The organism is Rothia sp. HMSC067H10 (genome assembly GCF_001810635.1).
Classification (GTDB): domain Bacteria; phylum Actinomycetota; class Actinomycetes; order Actinomycetales; family Micrococcaceae; genus Rothia; species Rothia dentocariosa.
Genome location: NZ_KV802317.1, coordinates 445,412 through 466,175, shown reverse-complemented (window position 1 = coordinate 466,175; position 20,764 = coordinate 445,412). Strand labels below are relative to the sequence as shown.

General features: G+C 53.6%; 17 protein-coding genes. 16 read left to right on the top strand and 1 reads right to left on the bottom strand.

The genetic code is table 11. The features are described from left to right. Window positions 1–74 precede the first annotated feature (74 nt). The 9 genes from alaS to nusB all read left to right on the top strand — a co-directional run bounded on the left by alaS (window position 75) and on the right by nusB (window position 10,504). Window positions 75–2,756, top strand: coding sequence for an alanine--tRNA ligase (gene alaS / locus HMPREF2756_RS09030; protein WP_070620453.1), 2,682 nt, complete (start codon window positions 75–77; stop codon window positions 2,754–2,756). Between the two features lie 28 nt (window positions 2,757–2,784). After that, window positions 2,785–3,312 carry a Holliday junction resolvase RuvX gene (ruvX, locus tag HMPREF2756_RS09025; protein WP_219619744.1) on the top strand — a complete coding sequence of 176 codons (528 nt, stop codon included), beginning with the start codon at window positions 2,785–2,787 and terminating at the stop codon, window positions 3,310–3,312. Next, complete coding sequence (gene mltG, locus HMPREF2756_RS09020; RefSeq protein WP_004004734.1) at window positions 3,309–4,520, top strand: endolytic transglycosylase MltG; 1,212 nt, start codon at window positions 3,309–3,311, stop codon at window positions 4,518–4,520. Before ruvX ends, mltG begins: the two co-directional genes overlap by 4 nt. Before the next feature lie 163 nt (window positions 4,521–4,683). Then, window positions 4,684–5,598 carry a shikimate dehydrogenase family protein gene (locus HMPREF2756_RS09015; protein WP_070620450.1) on the top strand — a complete coding sequence of 305 codons (915 nt, stop codon included), beginning with the start codon at window positions 4,684–4,686 and terminating at the stop codon, window positions 5,596–5,598. Between the two features lie 83 nt (window positions 5,599–5,681). Further along, window positions 5,682–6,899 (top strand): chorismate synthase, encoded by a 1,218-nt coding sequence (aroC, locus tag HMPREF2756_RS09010; protein WP_070620447.1) that lies wholly within the window; start codon window positions 5,682–5,684, stop codon window positions 6,897–6,899. Between the two features lie 3 nt (window positions 6,900–6,902). Then, a complete protein-coding gene (locus HMPREF2756_RS09005; protein WP_246825907.1) occupies window positions 6,903–8,171 on the top strand; it encodes a shikimate kinase in 1,269 nt (422 codons plus the stop codon). Beyond that, the gene (gene aroB, locus HMPREF2756_RS09000; RefSeq protein ID WP_048778131.1) at window positions 8,164–9,321 is read left to right on the top strand and encodes a 3-dehydroquinate synthase; all 1,158 of its coding nucleotides are present in this window, start codon (window positions 8,164–8,166) and stop codon (window positions 9,319–9,321) included. Before HMPREF2756_RS09005 ends, aroB begins: the two co-directional genes overlap by 8 nt. A 209-nt stretch (window positions 9,322–9,530) precedes the next feature. Continuing rightward, on the top strand, window positions 9,531–10,094 hold the full coding sequence (gene efp / locus HMPREF2756_RS08995) for an elongation factor P (protein WP_004004729.1): 564 nt from the start codon (window positions 9,531–9,533) through the stop codon (window positions 10,092–10,094). Continuing rightward, on the top strand, window positions 10,094–10,504 hold the full coding sequence (nusB, locus tag HMPREF2756_RS08990) for a transcription antitermination factor NusB (RefSeq protein ID WP_070620445.1): 411 nt from the start codon (window positions 10,094–10,096) through the stop codon (window positions 10,502–10,504). Before efp ends, nusB begins: the two co-directional genes overlap by 1 nt. Before the next feature lie 88 nt (window positions 10,505–10,592). Here the strand turns inward: nusB and HMPREF2756_RS08985 are convergent, their stop codons facing one another. Continuing rightward, a complete protein-coding gene (locus tag HMPREF2756_RS08985; RefSeq protein WP_004004727.1) occupies window positions 10,593–11,363 on the bottom strand; it encodes a hypothetical protein in 771 nt (256 codons plus the stop codon). Between the two features lie 244 nt (window positions 11,364–11,607). Between HMPREF2756_RS08985 and pyrR the strand changes: the two genes are divergently transcribed. The 7 genes from pyrR (at window position 11,608) to pyrF (ending at window position 20,691) form a co-directional block, all read left to right on the top strand. Next, window positions 11,608–12,240, top strand: coding sequence for a bifunctional pyr operon transcriptional regulator/uracil phosphoribosyltransferase PyrR (pyrR, locus tag HMPREF2756_RS08980; RefSeq protein WP_070620442.1), 633 nt, complete (start codon window positions 11,608–11,610; stop codon window positions 12,238–12,240). Further along, window positions 12,237–13,238: an aspartate carbamoyltransferase catalytic subunit gene (locus tag HMPREF2756_RS08975; protein ID WP_070620439.1), complete on the top strand. Its 1,002-nt coding sequence runs from the start codon at window positions 12,237–12,239 to the stop codon at window positions 13,236–13,238. Before pyrR ends, HMPREF2756_RS08975 begins: the two co-directional genes overlap by 4 nt. A gap of 24 nt (window positions 13,239–13,262) precedes the next feature. Continuing rightward, entirely contained in the window at window positions 13,263–14,570 is a 1,308-nt protein-coding gene (locus tag HMPREF2756_RS08970; protein WP_070620437.1) for a dihydroorotase, read from the top strand. Between the two features lie 55 nt (window positions 14,571–14,625). Then, window positions 14,626–15,171 carry a PH-like domain-containing protein gene (locus tag HMPREF2756_RS08965; RefSeq protein ID WP_048778136.1) on the top strand — a complete coding sequence of 182 codons (546 nt, stop codon included), beginning with the start codon at window positions 14,626–14,628 and terminating at the stop codon, window positions 15,169–15,171. Between the two features lie 130 nt (window positions 15,172–15,301). Continuing rightward, window positions 15,302–16,492, top strand: a complete 1,191-nt coding sequence (carA, locus tag HMPREF2756_RS08960) for a glutamine-hydrolyzing carbamoyl-phosphate synthase small subunit (RefSeq protein WP_048778138.1) — start codon at window positions 15,302–15,304, stop codon at window positions 16,490–16,492. After that, on the top strand, window positions 16,493–19,837 hold the full coding sequence (carB, locus tag HMPREF2756_RS08955) for a carbamoyl-phosphate synthase large subunit (protein ID WP_070620435.1): 3,345 nt from the start codon (window positions 16,493–16,495) through the stop codon (window positions 19,835–19,837). Next, window positions 19,834–20,691: an orotidine-5'-phosphate decarboxylase gene (gene pyrF / locus HMPREF2756_RS08950; RefSeq protein ID WP_070620433.1), complete on the top strand. Its 858-nt coding sequence runs from the start codon at window positions 19,834–19,836 to the stop codon at window positions 20,689–20,691. The genes carB and pyrF overlap by 4 nt, the downstream gene beginning before the upstream one ends. Window positions 20,692–20,764 lie beyond the last annotated feature (73 nt).

Sequence of the window (20,764 nt, the reverse complement as noted above, 5' to 3'; positions counted from 1 at the left end):
ACGTAGCCGTAATGACGGCATGACGAACTTGATAGATTTCGTAGAATTTCACACAGAATTGTCTAAGGAAAGCGATGCTCTCACAGGAAATTTCTAAGCGTTGGATCGAATTTTTCGAGAAGCGCGGACATACCGTGGTGCCTTCTGCATCACTCATCTCAAACGAACCCGGTGCCATGTTTACCATTGCGGGTATGGTGCCATTTATCCCTTATTTTCTTGGACGAGAGACTCCTCCGTTCTCGCGTGCAACAAGCGTTCAGAAGTGTATTCGTACCCTAGATATTGAAGAGGTAGGTAAGACCGCCCGTCATGGTACCTTTTTCCAGATGGCGGGTAACTTCTCATTTGGCGATTATTTCAAAGAGCAAGCTATTCCTTTCGCCTATGAACTACTCACCGCTAGTCAGGATGAAGGCGGTTACGGGTTGGACCCGGAACGTCTGTGGGTGACCATTTACGAAGGAGACAACGAAGCCTTCGACGTATGGACTAAAACCGTAGGATTCCCCGAAGAACGTATCCAACGCATGGGCATGAAGGAAAACTACTGGTCTACAGGTCAGCCTGGTCCTGCAGGCCCCGATTCCGAAATTTTCTATGACCGCGGACCCGCATACGGCAAAGAAGGCGGTCCGGCGGTAGACGACGATCGCTATATTGAGATCTGGAACCTTGTGTTCATGCAGTATCAGCGTGGTGAAGGGATCGGTAAGGAAGACTTCGAGATTCTGGGTGAATTGCCCAAGAAGAATATTGATACCGGTCTAGGCGTTGAGCGTTTGGCGATGCTTCTGCAGGGTGTTGAAAACTTCTACGAAACCGATCAGGTGCGCCCGGTACTTGACGCCGCTTCGAAGCTCTCCGGGAAAAAATACCACGGCTCTGAATCTCCCGAAGATCCGGGGTATGAAGACGATGTGCGCATGCGTGTGGTCGCGGACCATATTCGCTCTTCTCTTATGCTGATTGCCGATGGCGTGACTCCCTCCAACGAAGGACGCGGCTATATTCTACGCCGCCTGATGCGCCGCGCTATTCGTGCGATGCGTCTGCTGGGCGTTACTGAACCGTGCCTGCCTATTCTATTCCCCGCTTCTCGCGATGCGATGGCTGGTGCTTTCCCCTACGTGGCGGATGATTTCGAGCGTATTTCCCGCATCGCGTATGCCGAGGAAAAGGCATTCTTGCATACGATTGAAACCGGCACCGAGCGTTTGGAAGAAGCCGTTGCTACGGCCAAGAAAAACGGGTCAAACTCTGTTTCTGGGGCAGAAGCATTCGCACTGCACGATACCTACGGATTCCCGATCGATCTGACCCTTGAAATGGCCGCTGAAGCAGGCGTAAAGGTTGATGAGAAGGCGTTCCGCGAACTGATGGCTGAGCAGCGTCACCGTGCTCAAGCCGATGCTAAGGCTAAAAAAGGCGCCTTCGCAGACCTCTCTGAGCTTCGTAAGCTCGTGGATGAACGTGGTTCTATCTTTACCGGGTACACCGAACTTCGCACTGAGACTCATCTTCGTGCTTTGCTGAAGGATGGGGTTTCCGTTCCCGTAGCTAAAGCGGGCGATAAGATCGAGGTTGTTTTGGATGAAACCCCGTTCTATGCGGAGGGCGGCGGACAGGCAGCTGATACCGGCGTGATTGCTGGAAACGGTTTCGTGATTGATGTTCAGGACGTGCAGCAGCCTGTCAAGGGCTTGAGCGTTCACCGCGCCGTTGTTCGTGAAGGTGAAGCACATCCGGGCGCTGAGGTCGTGGCGCAGGTTGATGTGCAGCGACGTCGAGACGGTGAAAAGGCACATTCGGGTACCCATATTGTTCATGCGGCTTTGCACCAGGTATTGGGTAATGAAGCAACTCAGCGTGGTTCCTTCAATAAGGAAGGCTACCTGCGTTTTGACTTCGCATGGGGTGAGAGCCTATCTGACTCCGCTAAGCGTGAAGTCGAAGAGGTAGCAAACCTCGCTATCCGGGATAACCACGAAGTTATTGCGCGTGAGATGCCTCTTGCCGAGGCTAAAGCACTAGGCGCTATGAGCCTCTTCGGCGAGAAGTATGGCAACATCGTGCGTATGGTCGAAATCGGTGGAGAGTTCTCGCGCGAGCTTTGTGGCGGCACCCACGTAGGAACTTCATCTGAGATTGGTTCTCTGACCCTGCTCACCGAACAGTCTGTGGGCTCGGGTAACCGCCGCGTTGAGGCACTGGTCGGTATGAATTCTTTCGAGCATCTTGCCGCTGAGCGTACCCTAGTCAATCAGCTGACCGGCATGATGAAGGTGCAGTCCTCGGCTGAACTACCCGAGAAAATAAACCAGACGTTGGCGAAACTAAAGTCAGCTGAGAAAGAACTTGAAAAGCTGCGCCGCGAGAAGCTTCAGGCTGAGGCTGGTAAGCTTTTAGAAAACGCGCAAACCATCGGTGGTGTACGAGTTCTTACACATCATGCGGGAGAGCTGGACGCCAACGGTGTTCGTTCGCTAGCGTTAGATTTACGTTCACGCTTCGGCTCTGAAGCTGCCGTTGTGGCGGTGACTGGCGTGGCTAATGGTCGCCCGGTTATTCTTGTCGCCACAAATGAAGGTGCCCGTGAAGCTGGCATTAAAGCCGGTGCCTTGGTGCGACTCGCAGCAAGTGTACTCGGCGGCGGTGGCGGCGGCAAGGACGATGTTGCACAGGGTGGCGGACAGGATGCTTCGAAGGTTTCAGAAGCACTGGATGCTATCCGCAACGCGATAGCGCAGGCATAACTTGACTGAATTTCAACGAGGAGTACGGATGGGTGTTGACGTGGGTAATGCCCGCGTTGGCACGTCATTGAGCGATCCAGACGGCATTCTGGCGACTCCGCTCAAGACACTCCGTCGTGACAGCAAGAAGAACTCGGACCGTCGAGTTCTCCGCAAACTTGTGGAGGTTAACGACGTGAAAGAGATCTTTGTGGGGCTTCCCAAAACCATGCGGGGAGGAGAGTCGGACTCCACCCGCATGGCACGGGATTACGCCCACGCTTTGCGTTCCGAATTGGATGCAGAAGGAAATACACACATCAACATTTGGCTGGTCGATGAGCGTCTCACCACGGTGAGTGCGCATCGTTCCCTCCACGAGGCTGGTGTATCCAGCCGAAATTTCAAGACTATGGTTGACCAGGTTGCTGCTGTTAACATATTGCAGTACAGTCTGGATGCTCTTAAAGCTGGGCAAGCTGTCGCTGGATATCTGGTGTATGAATCACCCCGCGAAGATTCCCATCTGCAAGAGACTATAGACGGCCCCGTCAACGAAACGGAGAACCTTCAGTGACCGAAGAACCTACAAAACAGCGGACGCGAGAGAGTAGCTTAAGCGAGCTTCTCAGTCCGACACTCGCCGAAAGCCAGGCTGGCATTCGCGGTATCACCCTTGAGGATGAGGTGGTAACCGCTAGGGAGCTACGCGCACGTAAGCGTCGCCGCCACACCATCATGGCAACAGCTTTAAGCGTCTTTGCCGTGGTACTTATTGTGCTTGGGGTGGTCTTCGTGCAGCGTTACGACATTAACCCCTTCAAAAATCGTGATTACTCGGGATCGGGAAATGGCGAACCGGTAAGCTTCACGATTGAGCAGGGTGAGAGTACCGCGCAGATTGCGCAGGCGCTCAAAGAAAAAGACATTATTGCCGATCCCGGCAAGTTTATTGACGTGTACCAGAAAGAGGCTAACGGTAAAACTCTTAAGGCTGGTACCTATGAGTTGCAGAAGCAAATGAGCAGCTCTTCGGTCGTGAAGAACCTGGTAGATAGCGATAATAATATTTTTTATATCGCGGTTCAGCAGGGTAAGCGTATGAACGAGACGGTCGATATTATCGCTAAAGCTACCGAAGGCAAGATAAGTCGTCGCGATATTGAAGCCGCTATGTCTCACCCCGAAGAATACGGTATCCCGAAGAACTTCCCCTCTATGGAAGGCTGGCTGCACCCGGGCGAATACCGAATTCCGAAGGAAGGGACCGACGCCAAGAAAATTATTGAGGCTATGGTTTCGCGAACAAAGGCTGATTTGCAGGAAGCAGGAGTTAGCGGAGACCAACGAACCTTTGAGGTCCTGACTAAGGCTTCTATCGTGGAGCTTGAAGCACAGCCTAAGGACTATGTGGCCGTTGCGGGCATTATCAATAACCGCCTCAATAACCCCAAGGGTGAGACTAACGGCTTGATTCAGTCCGATGCTACCGTGACCTATGGCTTGGGTGTACGTTCATATCACCTCACGGAAGAGCAAAAGGCAGATAAGAATAATAAGTACAACACCTATGCAAATACAGGGTTGCCTGCAGGCCCGATTGCATCGCCAGGGTTATCCTCAATCAAAGCGGTAGCAAATCCCGAGAACAACCCGTACTACTACTGGGTAACGGTTGACCTTGACACGGGTGAGACGAAGTACTCCCGCACCTATAAGGAACACCAGAAGTACGTTGACGAGTACAACCAGTGGTGTGAGGAACACTCAGGTCGCTGTAAATAAGATACTGCATGGTCAGTACTGAGGCACCGTATTTGTAGGTTCTGTACGGTTCTTCGTAAGACGGAACGGATGCTCCTTCCACTAAACTGGAAGGAGCATCCGTTCCGTTTATGTGCGTAAAGTGACGGACAATCTAGACGGCATCTCGTGGGAAGGGAATACCATGACTAAGGCAGCGGCAGCACGACGAGCCTATGTGCTGGGGCATCCTATAGCGCATTCGCTCTCGCCAGTTTTACATACCGCTGCGTACCAGGTACTCAAAGAGAACATTGCGTATGCCCGTCGTGACACACTCTCCGCGGATCTTCCGGCTCTCATGGATGAGGCAGAGGCCGGAGAAGCAATCTGCGGGTTTTCGGTCACAATGCCGCTCAAGACCGATATTATTCGGTATCTTCACTCAACAACCGCTTTGGCCCAGGTGACTGGGGCGGTTAACACCGTTTTCTGGAGAAAGACGGAAGATACCGAAGTACCGTTGCCGCATGGTCATAACACAGATGTCGGCGGCATCGTCAATGCACTTCTACATGCTGGGCTTGAAACTCACCAAGCAACGACACAACCGGCTATCCTGGGCGGCGGCGCAACCGCTATTTCTGCTCTAGCCGCCTTACACCGTTTGGGGTACACTCGTGTGACGGTGTATGCGCGCTCACTGCATAAGCTCTCTGCCATATATGACGCAGCAAAACGTCTAAGTCTTGAGGTCCAGGCAGAGCCTCTTGCCCGGTTTGCGGAAGGCAGCGCCGCGTATTACTCGGTGATCTCGACTCTCCCCGCTCATGCTGCAGATAATTTTGCTAAAAACATAAACAAGGTCTACCCGCACGCTGTTCTACTGGATGTAGCTTATGATCCGTGGCCGTCTCAGCTAGCGCAGATTTGGGAGCGGCGCGGCGGGCGCGTCGTATCGGGCCTTGAAATGCTTCTCTATCAGGCTCTCGACCAGGTACGCGTTTTTACAGGGCATGCTATAGATCAGCATCTCCCGCACGAGCTTGATGTGCTCAATGCGATGTGTGCCGCTGTAAATCTTGCTCCGCGTGAACAGCTTCCTGACATTGTGTGTTAAAAGAGACGTTAGAATTTATATACAGATTCAAACTTTGACGGTGCCGGAACTCTCAAGACGGCAAAACGGAGATGAGGAAATATATGGAGCTACGTTGGCTGACCGCGGGGGAGTCTCACGGTGAAGCGCTGGTCGGTATTATCGAAGGAGTCCCCGCCGGCGTGAAGCTTACCAGCGAGATGGTGCGTGATGCGCTGGCTCGCCGCCGTCTAGGGTACGGTCGCGGCGCTCGTATGAAGTTTGAAGAAGATAAAGTGCGTATTCTGGGCGGGGTGCGGCACGGCCTGACGCAGGGTGGCCCCGTAGCACTTGAAATCGCGAATACTGAATGGCCTAAATGGGTTGATGTCATGAGCTCAGATCCGGTAGATCCCGCACTTATTGAAGGGCGTGCCCGCAATGCTGCCCTGACACGCCCGCGCCCCGGTCACGCGGATTTTACGGGTATGCAGAAATACAACTTTGCGGAGGCTCGTCCTGTTCTTGAGCGCGCATCGGCACGTGAAACTGCGACTCGGGTAGCTCTAGGCGTGGTCGCCGCTCAGGTTTTAAAAGCACTCGGTGTTGAGCTTGTATCGCATACTGTTGCAGTGGGCGGCGTACACGCGCCCAATGGAGCATCGGTGCCTGTTCCCCGTGATGTTGCTGCTCTTGACGCTGATCCTCTTCGGTGCTTCGATAAAGCTACTTCAGATGCTATGGTCGCCCGGGTTGATGAGGCGCACAAAGATGGAGAAACACTCGGCGGTATCGTCGAGGTTTTGGCTTATGGTATGCCCCCAGGACTCGGTTCATATGTGCATTGGGATCGTCGTCTGGATGCTCGCCTTGCCGCAGCGCTGATGGGGATTCAAGCTATTAAGGGTGTCGAAGTTGGTGATGGCTTTGCGACCGCCGACCGCCCTGGTACCGTCGCACACGATGAGATTTCGGTCGGTGAACATGGCGTGACTCGTGATACGAACCGAGCCGGCGGCATTGAAGGCGGTATGAGTATAGGCGATCTTGTGCGTGTTCGTGCCGCTATGAAGCCTATCGCTACCGTTCCCAAGGCACTCAAAACTATTGATACTTCAACCGGGGAACCCGCGAAGGCGCATCATCAGCGATCTGATGTGTGTGCTGTACCAGCCGCCGGTGTGGTGGCGGAGGCTATGGTCGCCCTTGTACTCGCACAGGCAGCACTGGAGAAATTTGGTGGCGATTCCATCGGCGAGACACGTCGAAATATGGACTCTTATCTGGCAGAGATTCCCGAATCTCTGGCTTGGGCATCTAATGTTGCGGGATGGGATTCCTAGACTGTGGCTGCTGAGGATCCAGTGCCTTCCGGGCGCGCATCGTCGGAGACGAACCCTTTCTCTCGCATAGCGGAAGCAGCGCGCCGTGCCCGAGAGGGGAATGCAACGCGCCCGCAGTCAAAGCTTTCGGAACCTGAGGAGAATACGGCTGAACAGCATGAGGTAGGCTCACACACTCAAGAACTTCATTCTGCTCGCAAAGCGGCTGTTCCCAGCCCACTCACGGTTTTTGGGAAATTTGGGAAAGCTGCCCCTCGCGCTACGTCGAAGGTACGGGTGTATGCTTCATCTGATTCGGATACACCCGCTCCTCTCGCTTCAAGCGTTTTTCGTGAAAAATTGGCGGGCTTTACTGTAGAATCTCATAAACCGCAGGACGGACAGGGGAGTCCTCAAGTTCCTGAAGAGTCTGAAGTATTGGAGACGAACAAGGCAGCACGCGGTCAGCAATCAGACACTATACCGACGCCCGCAATCTTCGCACGCCCGCGCATCGTTGCGGAACAGGCTTCACGTAAAAATGATGACTTGGAACGGGCACCTGTGTCTGAACAGCCACATGAATCCGCAAGTTTTGCCGCGATTACAGCGCGTATGGCACAGGCTGCACATTTGAGGCATAGCACTGCTAGTTTAGAATCAAAGCGCGAAAGCATCTCTAAGGAGAAAAGCGAGGAAAATACCCTTCGCATACATCCGCAGCAGGTACGTGAGCTTCAGGAAGAATTTGCCGAACGTGCCCGTCCGGTAGTTCTCATCGGTCCTATGGCGGCGGGAAAAACCTATATTGGCACCCATTTTGCACGGTTTTACGGCTATGAGTTTCTTGATGCCGACCAGCTGATTGTGGAACGTTATGGTGAGGTATCCGAGATTTTTGAAATCTTTGGTGAAGCCTATTTTCGGGAACTTGAACGCAAGACTATTGAAGATGTGCTGACCTCGCCAACCTATCGCAACACAGTTTTTTCGCTGGGTGGCGGTGCCCCTATGACTGATGCGGTTGCTGACCTTTTGCGTGACGAATGCGTGGTTTACATTCTGGTCGATGTGGATACGGTTGAGCCGCGCATTACAGGCAATAAAACCCGCCCGCTTCTAGAGCCTAACCCGGTAGAGCGCTGGTCTGAGATTTTTGAGCATAGGCAGCATCGGTATGAGGAACTTGCACAGCATACTTTGGATGCGCGTGGAGAAAAAAATATTAGCGTTATGACCGCCGAAATTCAGAACTTTGTTCTTGCCTTCCGAAAGGAACACTCTCATGATTGAACAGTCACATCACGCCGCTGAGTCCGAAACCTCTGTAGCTCCAACTTTCGGAGCTTCCGGTGAGGAAGACATTACCTATATACCCGTCACAGGCAGCTCACCACGTGAGAACTACGATGTTCTGGTGGGGCATAATTTGCTTAAGAAAATCCCCGATATTCTAGGTAACACAGCGCATAAAATCTTGGTGATCCACCCGCGCGCCCTACGGGCTACCGGCGAGCTTGTTATGGAAGATCTGCGTAAAGTTGGCTACGAGTCTTTTAGCGCTGAAATTCCTGATGCTGAAGAAGCTAAGCACCATCAAGTGGCCGCATTTTGCTGGCAGGTTTTAGGTCAGAACGACTTTACACGCACGGATGCAATTATTTCAGTGGGCGGCGGAGCCATTACTGATGTTGCCGGTTTTGTGGCGGCAACCTGGCTGCGCGGGGTACGTGTGATTCACATTCCGACCACTCTTCTTGGCATGGTCGATGCCGCTGTGGGAGGAAAAACAGGTATTAACACCGCCGAGGGAAAGAATCTTGTGGGGGCATTTTGGCCACCTTCTGCAGTGCTCTGCGAGATTGGTACGCTGCGTACCTTGCCGGAGCATGAGCTTTTAACAGGTATGGCGGAGGTCGTAAAGTGTGGGTTCATTGCTGACCCACAGATTCTTGACAGTATTGAGGCTAACCCAGAAAAGATTCGGGATTCTCAGTCGTCAATAGTGCGTGACCTGATTGAGCGTGCCGTTCGGGTGAAAGCGGAGGTTGTTTCTGAAGACCTGCGCGAATCCGGTCGCCGCGAAATTCTCAATTACGGGCATACCTTAGGGCACGCTATTGAACGTGCCGAGCGATACCAGTGGCGCCACGGCGCAGCCGTTGCGGTGGGGATGGTGTATGCGGCCGAGCTCGCGCTTGCCGCTGGGTATCTTAATGAAACAATTGTTGATCGCACCCGTGCCATTCTCAAATCTTTGAATCTTCCAGTGGGATACCGGGGGGATCGCTGGAAAGAGCTTCTCGAAACTATGCGCCGGGATAAAAAAGCGCGCGGCTCACTTTTGCGTTTTATCGTTTTGGAAGAACTGGGTAAACCGCGTGTTTATGAGGTTCCCGATGACTCCATCCTGTATATGACATACCAAGAAATCGCCGAATAACTAACTGCAATTTAGGTGCTTTTACAGGGGGTACCCATGTCTAGGCAGTCAAACATGCAGAACGTGATGGGAATTTTACTTAGATATGTCATAGTAGCGGTGCCATAGTGTAAACTAAAGGGCGACATTATTTGCTCATTGATAACTTAGCGCCTGCGGCAACACGCATCGTGTTGTGTGTAAGCGTCGACAATACGAAGGAGAGCCGCATGGCATCTACCACTGATATTAAAAACGGTGCAATCCTCAAGATTGATGGCGGTCTGTGGTCCGTTGTTGAGTTCCAGCATGTAAAGCCCGGTAAGGGTGGTGCGTTTGTGCGTACCAAGTTGCGTAACGTAACCTCCGGTAAGGTTGTCGACCGCACTTTCAATGCTGGCGCTAAGATTGAGACTGCTACTGTTGATCGTTCCGACTATCAGTATCTCTACCAGGACGGCGAAGACTACGTCTTCATGGATCTGAAGACCTATGATCAGATTAATGTTCCTGCAGCTGTGGTGGGCGATGCTGCTAACTACATGCTGGAGTCGCAGACCGCGACTGTAGCCCTCTATGAGGGTACTCCGCTATATGTTGAGCTTCCTGCCTCTGTTGTTCTTGAAATTACCTACACCGAGCCTGGCCTGCAGGGTGACCGTTCCACTGGTGGCAATAAGCCTGCAACTCTTGAGACTGGCTATGAAATTCAGGTTCCACTGTTCCTGGAGACAGGCACCAAGGTGAAGGTTGATACCCGTACCGGCGATTACCTGGGCCGTGTTAACGACTAATGAACTCTCGTACCAAAGCCCGCTTACGTGCCGTCGAGGTACTTTTTGAAGCCGATCAGCGTCAAGAAGACATTATTGATGTGCTGAAGCGACGCCGTCTGCATACTGCCGCTCAGATCTCGGCCTATGCCGAAGAGATCGTGCGCGGCGTACGTGATCATGATGACGAGATTCGAGAATACCTTGAGACCTATGCGCGTGACTGGTCGTTTGAGCGTATGCCAGCTGTCGACCGCGTAATTTTGCGGATCGGCGCGTGGGAACTTCTCTATAATGATGATGTTCCAGATGCGGTTGCTATCTCGGAGGCAACCGGTTTGGCGCGTGTGCTCTCTACGAACGATTCACCGAAATTTGTTAACGGTCTTTTGGATAAGCTGCGCCAGGTAAAACCGACTCTGCTTGCTTAAACGGCTCAGCTATAAAGCCGCCTCAAACCCCTGCTTTTTAGGGGTTTGAGGCGGCTTTATATTGTACCTTTTCGCGGCTCAAACAAGGTTATGCATAGAACCCGAGCTGACGTTTAGCCTCTTCAAAAAGTTCGCTGCCCTCATGGGTGTACCGAGTATTGCGATGCTGCGTAGAAGCGAGATTATTAGCAGCAAGGTTAGACCCTTCACGTACGTGCAGTAGGAACTTGAGCCAGTGTTGTGTACGCATCATATGAAGCACAACGCTCATATCACGGTCTGAGGACGGATCGGGCCAGCGATTAGAACGCATACGCATAGCGATCATGGCACAGAGGTAACGGCAGTCTTGAATAGCGGGATCGAGCTCAAATGATATGCCGGATACCGTGGTGATTTTAAGAGCGGTTTCAAACTTATTGTAGGTAAATGTATAGGCATCAATATCAGCATAGTCAAGAGTGATAACGCCCTCGCCAAGTCGGGATCTCATAAACTCGTATAGCCTGAACTCAACGTAGGATCGGCGGTAGTACCAGATGAAGATAAGAGTGCATAGAGCAACGACGCTCAGTAGGACAGTAGCGATAGTGTCAAAAGAGGAAGATACCCAAATCCATGCCATGATGAGAGTACATAGTCCGAAGAGGACTGCACCGATAACCGAGAAGTATGAGTTGCGTTGAGTCTCTCCAAGAGTATGCCGAATCACCTGAGTGGAAGAAGCAAAGCCAAGCTCCGTAAGCTGCCGGGTGCGCATTCGGTTGCGGCGCTTAAAGTAGCGGTGCGCCACGAAAACGATAGGGGCTGCAAGAATCCCAAAGATAATTCTTACCAGGCCCTCAAAGAGATCTTCCATGATGCAGTCCTCGGTGTGGTTGTACTATCGGTGATGCTTTTACTAGCATAATGGACTCTCGACGTTTTATGAGTCTTTGTTCAGGGAACATGAGCGTTTATTGCATGATATATAGAGGATTTTTGACTCCAAAAAAATTAAAACTTCAGAAACACATACCCCTGAACTGCGTGGTACGTATGGTAGTCTTGGTAAAAGCAAGAGACCTTTAAATCCGTCCCGTGAGGCGGGGAAGGAGTCGGCTGTGTCGGGGACATCTGTACCCTATGAGCCTGGTGCGCATCCCATAGGTGCGCCAATAAAAACGCCCAATGAAGGGCACACTATCCTTAGCGACGATGAGATCCGTCGCGCTCTTACACGTATTGCTTTTGAAATTCTCGAGTCTAATAAGGGAACTGATAACCTAGTGCTTTTAGGTATTCGGTCTCGTGGATACCCGTTGGCACAGCGTCTGGCACAGCGCATCCAGACGAATGACTCAAATTTTGATCTCAAAAATGGCCTGGGCGCTCTCGATATTACCTCGTATCGCGATGACCTCACCGATGAGGAATATGAAAACCGCAGCGCGGGGGAGTCCTTGATCCCGATGGGGGGTCTTGATGGCAAAAATGTGGTTCTCGTCGATGATGTTCTGTACTCCGGCCGCACTGTTCGGGCCGCCTTGGACGCCCTTAACGAATACGGACGTCCGGCTCTGGTGCGTCTTGCCGTGTTAGTTGATCGCGGGCACCGGCAACTCCCAATTCGCGCCGACCACGTGGGGAAAAACCTTCCGACCAGTGCCTTAGAGAAGGTTCGTGTGGTACTCGAAGAAACGGATAACGCTACAGACCGCGTTGATATCATTCAGCTGGAAGGACAGCTTTCATGAAACATCTGCTTGACACTCGCGATCTCACACGAACTCAGGCCATTGAAATACTCGACGTTGCAGACTATATGGCACAGGTTAAGGCAGAAAACCGGAAGCTCAATGTGCTTGCCGGCAAGACTGTAGTCAACCTTTTCTTTGAAGACTCAACGCGTACCAGACTGTCCTTCGAATCCGCAGAGAAACGTCTGGGCGCCGATATTACTAATTTTGCTGCGCGTGGTTCATCGGTTTCTAAGGGAGAATCCCTCAAAGACACTGCTCAGACTCTCAAAGCGATTAGTGCGGATGCCTTCGTGATTCGTCATTCGGCTTCGGGTGCTCCGCAGCGTCTTGCCGAGGCCGGGTGGACCGATATTCCTGTGCTAAATGCGGGGGACGGCACGCATGCGCATCCAACGCAGGCTCTTTTAGATGCGGTTTCGCTGCGCCAGTTTAAGGCTCAGCGTGATGGTCTGGAATCACCGCGAGGAACCGATTTAAACGGTATGCGTGTGCTGATCGTGGGGGATATTCTGCACTCTCGCGTGGCGCGGTCGAATCTGTGGTTGCTAAAAAATCTGGGGGCCGATGTCGCTTTTGTGGCTCCGCCTACGCTTTTGCCTGTGCATACTGAGCGTTGGAAGCAGGATTGGGGACTTGAGGTTTTCCACGATTTCGATGACGCAATCGCTACAAAACCTGACGCGGTGATGATGCTGCGCATCCAAAAAGAGCGTATGAACGCCGCTTACTTTCCCTCAGCAGAGGAATATACCGCCCTGTGGGGACTCACCAAAGAACGTTTTGAGAATCTGCTGGCGCAGCCTCAAGAAATCGCAATTCTGCACCCCGGTCCTATGAACCGAGGGCTGGAGCTGTGCACCGAAGCCGCCGATTCTCAGAACGCCTGGGTGCTACGCCAAGTCAGTAACGGCGTGGCGGCCCGCATGGCGGTGCTGTACCTGCTCTTGACTGACGGGTCAAGCGAGAAACTATACTCCGGCGACGAATCCTAATGCTATCCGAAAGAAGGAATATACATGAGCACGTACCTTATTAAAGGCGCCTCCCTGCTGGGTGAGCGCGTTGCCGATATCCTGATTGAGGATGGCAAAATTGCGCGTATTGGCCAGGATTTAGAAGCTGAGGACGCTCAGGTCGTTGATGCTTCCGGTCAGATTGCTCTTCCAGGGCTGGTCGATATTCATACTCACCTGCGCCAGCCCGGATATGAAGCTTCTGAAACCGTTGAGACCGGTACCCGCGCGGCGGCTTTGGGCGGCTACACGGCTGTTTTTGCGATGGCGAACTCGCTTCCTGTCGCCGATACCGCAGCCGTGGTTGAGCAGGTTGATCGTCTGGGTAAGGAATCCGGCTGGTGCCGTGTGCAGCCTATCGGGTCGGTGACCGTTGGGCTAAAAGGCGAATTCCTCTCAGATATTGGTTCTATGGCGACCTCTGAGGCGAAGGTTCGAGTGTTCTCGGACGACGGCATGTGTGTCTACGATCCGGCAATTATGCGCCGTGCCCTCGAATACGTGAAAACTTTTGACGGCGTGATCGCCCAGCATGCGCAGGAGCCCCGCCTCACTGAGGGCGCTCAGATGAACGAAGGCAAGGTTTCAGCCGACCTGGGGCTTACCGGCTGGCCCGCTGTCGCGGAAGAAGCTATTATCGCCCGCGATGTTCTACTGGCTGAGCATTTGAATTCGCGTCTGCATATTTGCCACCTCTCGACTAAAGGCTCGGTAGAGGTTGTGCGCTGGGCTAAGTCTCGCGGCGTGCAGGTAACCGCCGAAGCCACCCCGCATCACCTGATTCTGACCGACGAAAAGGCGCGCACCTACGACCCGATTTTTAAGGTGAACCCGCCTTTACGCACCGAAGAGGATGTGCTTGCTCTGCGCCAAGCTGTGGCCGACGGCATTATTGACGTTATTGGTACCGACCATGCACCGCATCCGGCAGAAAGCAAAGAATGTGAATGGGCGTGTGCTGCAAACGGCATGACCGGTCTTGAGCAGGCACTCTCGATTATTCAGATGACCCTTGTGGAGCCAGGGCATATTACCTGGGCTGATGTCGCACGGATTATGAGCGAAACTCCGGCGAAAATTGGCAGCCTGGATGCTGAGCAGGGCCGTCCGCTTGCCGAAGGTGAAGCAGCAAATATCGTGTTGGTTGATCCGAAGGCTACCCGTGTGATTAAGCCTGAGGAGCAGGCCACAAAGGGCAAGAACAACCCGTATTGTGGGATGGAGGTTCCCGGTGCTGTGCGCGCAACTTTTTACGCGGGACATCCGACCGTTTTGAATGGCGAGCTCGCGAGCCCTCACCGGCAGGCTTGATCGTTCCTAATACAGGGGTAAAACCGCTGCAATAAACCGAGGAGAAAGAAGAACCGTGGAAAAACTGATTCCCACCCTTATCTGCGTTGCCGTGGTGGCGCTGTGCTTCTTCGGTATTTGGTGCGGCTGGAAATCCCGTCTCAAGCGGCAGTCCACAATGTTCGGTTCACTCAAAGACGTCCCCGAACGCTACGACGGGCTTGAAGCCGAGGCGGCGTTTGAGGGGGAGTATGTGAGCACTACGATGTTCGGTGATGAACTGAACCGTGTGGGGTTCGACCAGCTAGGGTTCAAAACAAAATCCACGCTCCTGATCTACTCGGACGGCATTATCTTCACCCGCAACGGGGCTAAAGACCTGTGGATTCCTGCGAAGAAACTTGCGGTCATTACCACCGGGCGGGGAATGATCGGCAAGGTTGTAGAACGTGACGGACTTATCGTGATCGGTTGGACTCTTGACGGCCATCGCGTGCAGACCGGATTTCGCACTCGCTATGCCGATCAGAAAAAAATCGCACTTGAGAAGCTTCGCGAGATCTCGCCGGATGCGGTCGATAGCCCCGAAAAATGGGTACTGGAAGAGACAGCACATCACTAATACACAGACAACTCACCCACAAAATGCCCGCTAATTGCGAACGGCATACCAAGAATTTCCTGCACACAGTGTTCCACTTATAACGGGCACAAGCAGGGGAACAGACCACCGAGAAAAGGAAAGTAAGAGCATGACTGAGATGACACGTTCCGGTGCTTTGGGCACGGACCGCGCGTTACTCGTTCTTGAGGACGGCACCATCTACCGAGGCTACGGGTACGGTGCAATTGGCGCATCCTTAGGCGAAGCAGTGTTTTCCACCGGCATGACCGGCTACCAAGAAACGCTGACCGACCCCTCCTACGCAGGGCAAATCGTGGTGCAGACCGCGCCTCATATCGGTAACACCGGTGTGAACAAGGTAGATGCAGAATCCCGCAAAATTTGGGTTGCCGGGTACGTGGTACGAGATGCCGCACGTGTTGCTTCCAACTGGCGTGCAGAACGTACCTTGGATGACGAACTCAGGACCCAAAGTATCGTGGGCATTCAAGGCATTGATACTCGTGCGCTGACTCGCCGCCTACGCTCTAGCGGTTCAATGCGTGCAGGTATTTTTTCGGGACGCCACGCCAATCGTCCCGAAGCCGAACTTTTGGAAGCGGTGCGCGCCTCCGAGCCGATGGCGGGCCGTAAACTTGCCGATACCGTTTCCGTGACGGAAGCCTACACAGTTGAACCTCACCAATACGGCTGGTTCGCTCCGCCGGTTGCCACCATTGCCGCACTCGATCTTGGCATCAAATCTATGACCCCGCAGCGTTTTGCGGAACGCGGCGTGCGTGTACATGTACTGCCCGCAAACACAACCCTTGAGACCGTAAATGCGCTTCGCCCAGACGGCGTATTTTTCTCCAATGGTCCCGGCGACCCTGCAACCGCAGACGAACAGGTTAAACTTCTGCAGGGTGTATTGCGCCAGGGCACCCCGTTCTTCGGTATCTGCTTTGGCAATCAGCTTCTCGGTCGTGCGCTCGGGTTCGGGACCTACAAGCTGCCCTTCGGCCACCGTGGTATTAACCAGCCCGTCATGGATAAAACCACCGGCAAAGTTGAAATAACCGCCCAAAACCACGGGTTCGCCGTCGATGCGCCTATCGGTGAATACGTAACTGCCCCCAACTTCGAATTCGGCGAGGTTATGGTTTCCCATGTCGGGCTGAATGATAACGTGGTCGAGGGGCTAACCTGCAAAGATATTCCCGCGTTCTCGGTTCAATACCACCCGGAGGCAGCCGCAGGTCCGCACGACTCCGCATACCTTTTCGACCGTTTTATCGACCTCATGACCTCCACCAAGAAGACTGCAAAGGAAGCCTAAATGCCACGTCGTACCGACCTTAACAGTGTCCTTGTCATCGGCTCAGGTCCGATCGTCATCGGTCAGGCAGCCGAATTCGATTACTCCGGCACTCAGGCTCTACGCGTGCTCAAAGAAGAAGGCGTGCGCGTTGTCCTCGTAAACTCCAATCCGGCGACCATTATGACCGACCCGGAGTTTGCAGATGCCACCTATATTGAACCGATTACCCCCGAAGTCATCGCTAAGATTATCGAAAAAGAACGCCCAGACGCCATTCTTCCTACCTTGGGCGGGCAGACTGCACTCAACGCTGCTATCGCTCTCGATAAGCAGGGAACTCTGCGCGAATACGATGTTGAACTCATTGGCGCAAATATCGAAGCCATAAACCTAGGCGAAGATCGTGAAGCGTTCAAAGGTGTGGTAGAGCGCGCGGGCGGCGAATCGGCACGTTCGATCATTGTGCACTCTATGCCGGAAGCCCTTGAAGCGGCTAAAGAGCTCGGTTATCCCATGGTCGTGCGTCCTTCCTTCACCATGGGCGGACTTGGTTCCGGCATGGCCTACAACGAAGAAGACCTTTACCGCATTGCCGGCGCAGGTATCCAGTATTCGCCTACCTCCGAGGTTCTGCTCGAAGAATCTATTCTTGGTTGGAAAGAATACGAACTCGAAATGATGCGCGACAAAAATGACAACGTCGTGGTCGTCTGCTCGATTGAAAACTTCGACCCGGTCGGCGTGCACACCGGCGACTCCATCACGGTGGCGCCTGCCCTCACCCTCACCGACCGTGAGTACCAAAAACTTCGCGATATCGCTATCAACGTGATCCGCGAAGTTGGGGTTGATACCGGCGGATGCAATATTCAGTTTGCCGTAGACCCCAAGAGCGGGCGCATCATCGTTATCGAAATGAACCCACGCGTTTCACGCTCTTCTGCGCTTGCGTCTAAAGCTACCGGGTTCCCGATCGCTAAAATTGCGACTAAACTTTCGCTGGGGTACACCCTGGATGAGATTCCGAACGATATTACCCAGAAAACGCCCGCATCCTTTGAACCGACCCTCGACTATGTGGTCGTCAAGGTGCCGCGTTTCGCCTTTGAGAAGTTCCCGGCCGCTGATCCGACTCTCACAACCACCATGAAATCGGTGGGCGAAGCAATGGCACTGGGCCGTAACTTCACCGAAGCACTCCAGAAGGCTATGCGCTCTCTAGAGCAGAAAGGTGCTTCTTTCTCGTTCACGAAGCAGCAACTGAATGCCGAAGAACTTGACGCGCTTATCGAGAAGACCAGGATACCCACCACGCAGCGTATCTACCAGGTACAGCAGGCACTTTTGGCGGGCGCATCTATCGCGCAGGTTTTTGAAGCCACCAAGATTGATCCATGGTTCTTAGATCAGCTGGTGCTGCTGAATGAAGTCGCCGGGATTGTGCGGGAAAATCGCGATAACTTGACCCCTGAAATCCTGCAGCTGGCAAAACGCCACGGCTTTTCCGACCCGCAAATCGCAGAGATTATCGGTTCTTCTGAGGACGTTGTGCGCGGTGTGCGCCATGCCCTAGGTATTCGCCCCGTATTCAAGACTGTTGATACTTGTGCTGCTGAGTTCGAGGCGTTTACCCCCTATCACTACTCTAGTTATGATTCTGAGGATGAGGTCGCTCACCATGAGACTCCCTCGATCATGATTTTGGGGTCGGGGCCGAACCGCATCGGGCAGGGTATCGAGTTCGATTATTCTTGCGTGCACGCTTCGCTGGTGCTGCGTTCGCTGGGGTACGAGACGGTTATGGTGAACTGTAACCCGGAGACTGTGTCGACCGATTACGATATTTCGACTCGTCTGTATTTTGAGCCGCTGACGTTGGAAGATGTGCTCGAAGTTGTTGAATCAGAGCGCCGCACGGGCGGTTTGTTGGGCGTTTTCGTGCAGTTGGGCGGACAGACTCCGCTAAAGCTTGCGAAAGCCCTCAAAGATGCTGGTGTGCCGATTTTGGGCACTACTCCCGAAGCTATTGACCTTGCCGAGGATCGCGGCGAGTTTGCGCGCGTGCTGGAGGAAGGTGGTTTGATTTCGCCGAAGAATGGTACCGCATACACCTTCGAGGGGGCCAAACGCGTTGCCGATGAGATTGGGTACCCGGTGTTGGTTCGTCCCTCCTATGTGCTGGGCGGGCGCGGTATGGAGATCGTCTATGACGAGGCAAATCTCGCACGCTACCTTGAAAATGCGACCGAGGTTTCTCCCTCTCAGCCAGCGCTCATCGATAAGTTCCTGGAAGACGCTATTGAGATTGATGTGGATGCGCTCTTTGACGGCACCGAGCTCTACCTGGGCGGCGTCATGGAACATATCGAGGAAGCCGGCATTCACTCAGGCGATTCCTCCTGCACCTTGCCGCCAATTACCTTGGGTCCCGATGTGATCGCCAAGGTTAAAGAAGCAACCGAGGCTATTGCGCGTGGTACCGGAGTGCGGGGCCTGATTAATATTCAGTTTGCTTACGTCTCCGAGAATCTGTTCGTGATTGAAGCGAACCCACGCGCGTCTCGCACCGTTCCGTTTGTCTCGAAGGCAACCGGAGTGCAGCTGGCTAAGGCGGCCGTGATGATCGGTTTGGGGAAGAGCATTGCTGAGCTGAAGGCAGAGGGATACTTGCCTAAGAACATGGATGGTGCATCCCTGCCGCAGAATACTGCAATTGCAGTTAAGGCAGCGGTTCTCCCGTTTAGCCGCTTCCGCACTCCTGAGGGTGTGGTGGTTGATTCCCTACTTAGTCCCGAAATGCGCTCGACCGGCGAAGTCATGGGTCTTGATACCCTCTACGACACTGCCTTTGCGAAAGCCCAGGCAGGTGCGGGGTCACCGCTACCGACCGAGGGCAAGGTCTTCGTTTCGGTGGCTAACCATGATAAGCGCAATGTGATTATCTATGCCAAGATGCTTGAACAGCTGGGCTTCGAGATTGTCTCTACCGGCGGCACTGCAGATGTGCTTCGTCGCAATGGCGTGAACTCAACGGTTGCCTCCAAGTTTGCGGAAGCAAACGGTCAGCATTCGATCGTTGATATGGTGCGCAATGGCGAAATTGATCTGATTTTGAATACGCCTGCCGGTGGTGCTGCTCGTAGTGATGGCTACGAAATCCGTGCGGCCGCGGTCAGTGTTGGTTGCCCTGTGATGACCACGATTTCGGAGTTCGCGGCTGCTGTTCAAGCTATTACCGCGCTGCGCGAGCGTAGCTGGGAGATTATAAATCTGCAAGAACATGGTGAGTTCTTGCGGACCGCCAGCACCGGCGAGCAGGGGCAGGACAAGGGCGAACAGGTGCGTGAGGGGGAACTTTCGTGATCCCCTTCGGCGATCGTCTTGCGGCTGCGATGGACGAATACGGTCCGTTGTGTGTGGGTATTGATCCGCATCCGAACCTGCTGCAGGTCTGGGGTTTGGAAGATTCTGCCGAATCTCTGCGTACTTTCGCTATGAATGTCTACGAAGGATGCGCCCCCTACGCCGCAGCGCTCAAACCCCAGGTTGCCCTGTTTGAGCGCCACGGTTCCGCAGGTCTTGCTGTGTTGGAAGAGCTCTTTGCTCGCGCCGCTGAAGACCGGGTTTTGATCGTGGCGGATGCAAAACGCGGTGATATTGGCTCGACTATGAAAGCCTATGCGGATGCTTGGCTCGGTACCTCTTCACCACTCGGCACGGATTCGGTCACGTTAAGCCCGTACTTGGGGTTCGAGTCGCTTCGCCCAGCGCTGGATGCGGCAACTGCGAACCAGCGTGGAACTTTCGTGCTGGCGCTGACCTCAAACCCTGAGGGTAAGAGTGTGCAGCATGTGGGCAAAGCAGAAGATACCGGGGCGGTAGCGAAGCAAATTATCGCCGCAGCCACTGTAGAGAACACTGCGCAAACTTGGGAACATATGGGTTCATGCGGTCTAGTTGTGGGTGCCACCGTGGGGGAGGCCCTCAAGGAATTGGCGATAGACCTGAGCACTTTCAACGGTCCCATTCTTTCACCGGGATATGGTGCCCAGGGGGCTAGTGCTGAGAACCTATACCGGATTTTTGCAGGTGCTGAATCTCAGGTTTTGGTGAATTCCAGCCGTGGCGTGCTCTCAGCAGGTCCGCAGCCGACTGACCTGACGCGGGCGGCACAGAGTGCACGTGACGATTTGGTGCGTGTGCGTGGCGCAGTGTAAATCGTTGTGATCGCGTGGTGGCGTACAGAGTTGATCTGCTCTGTGCGCCATTGTGCTGTGTTGAGCTTGAAAG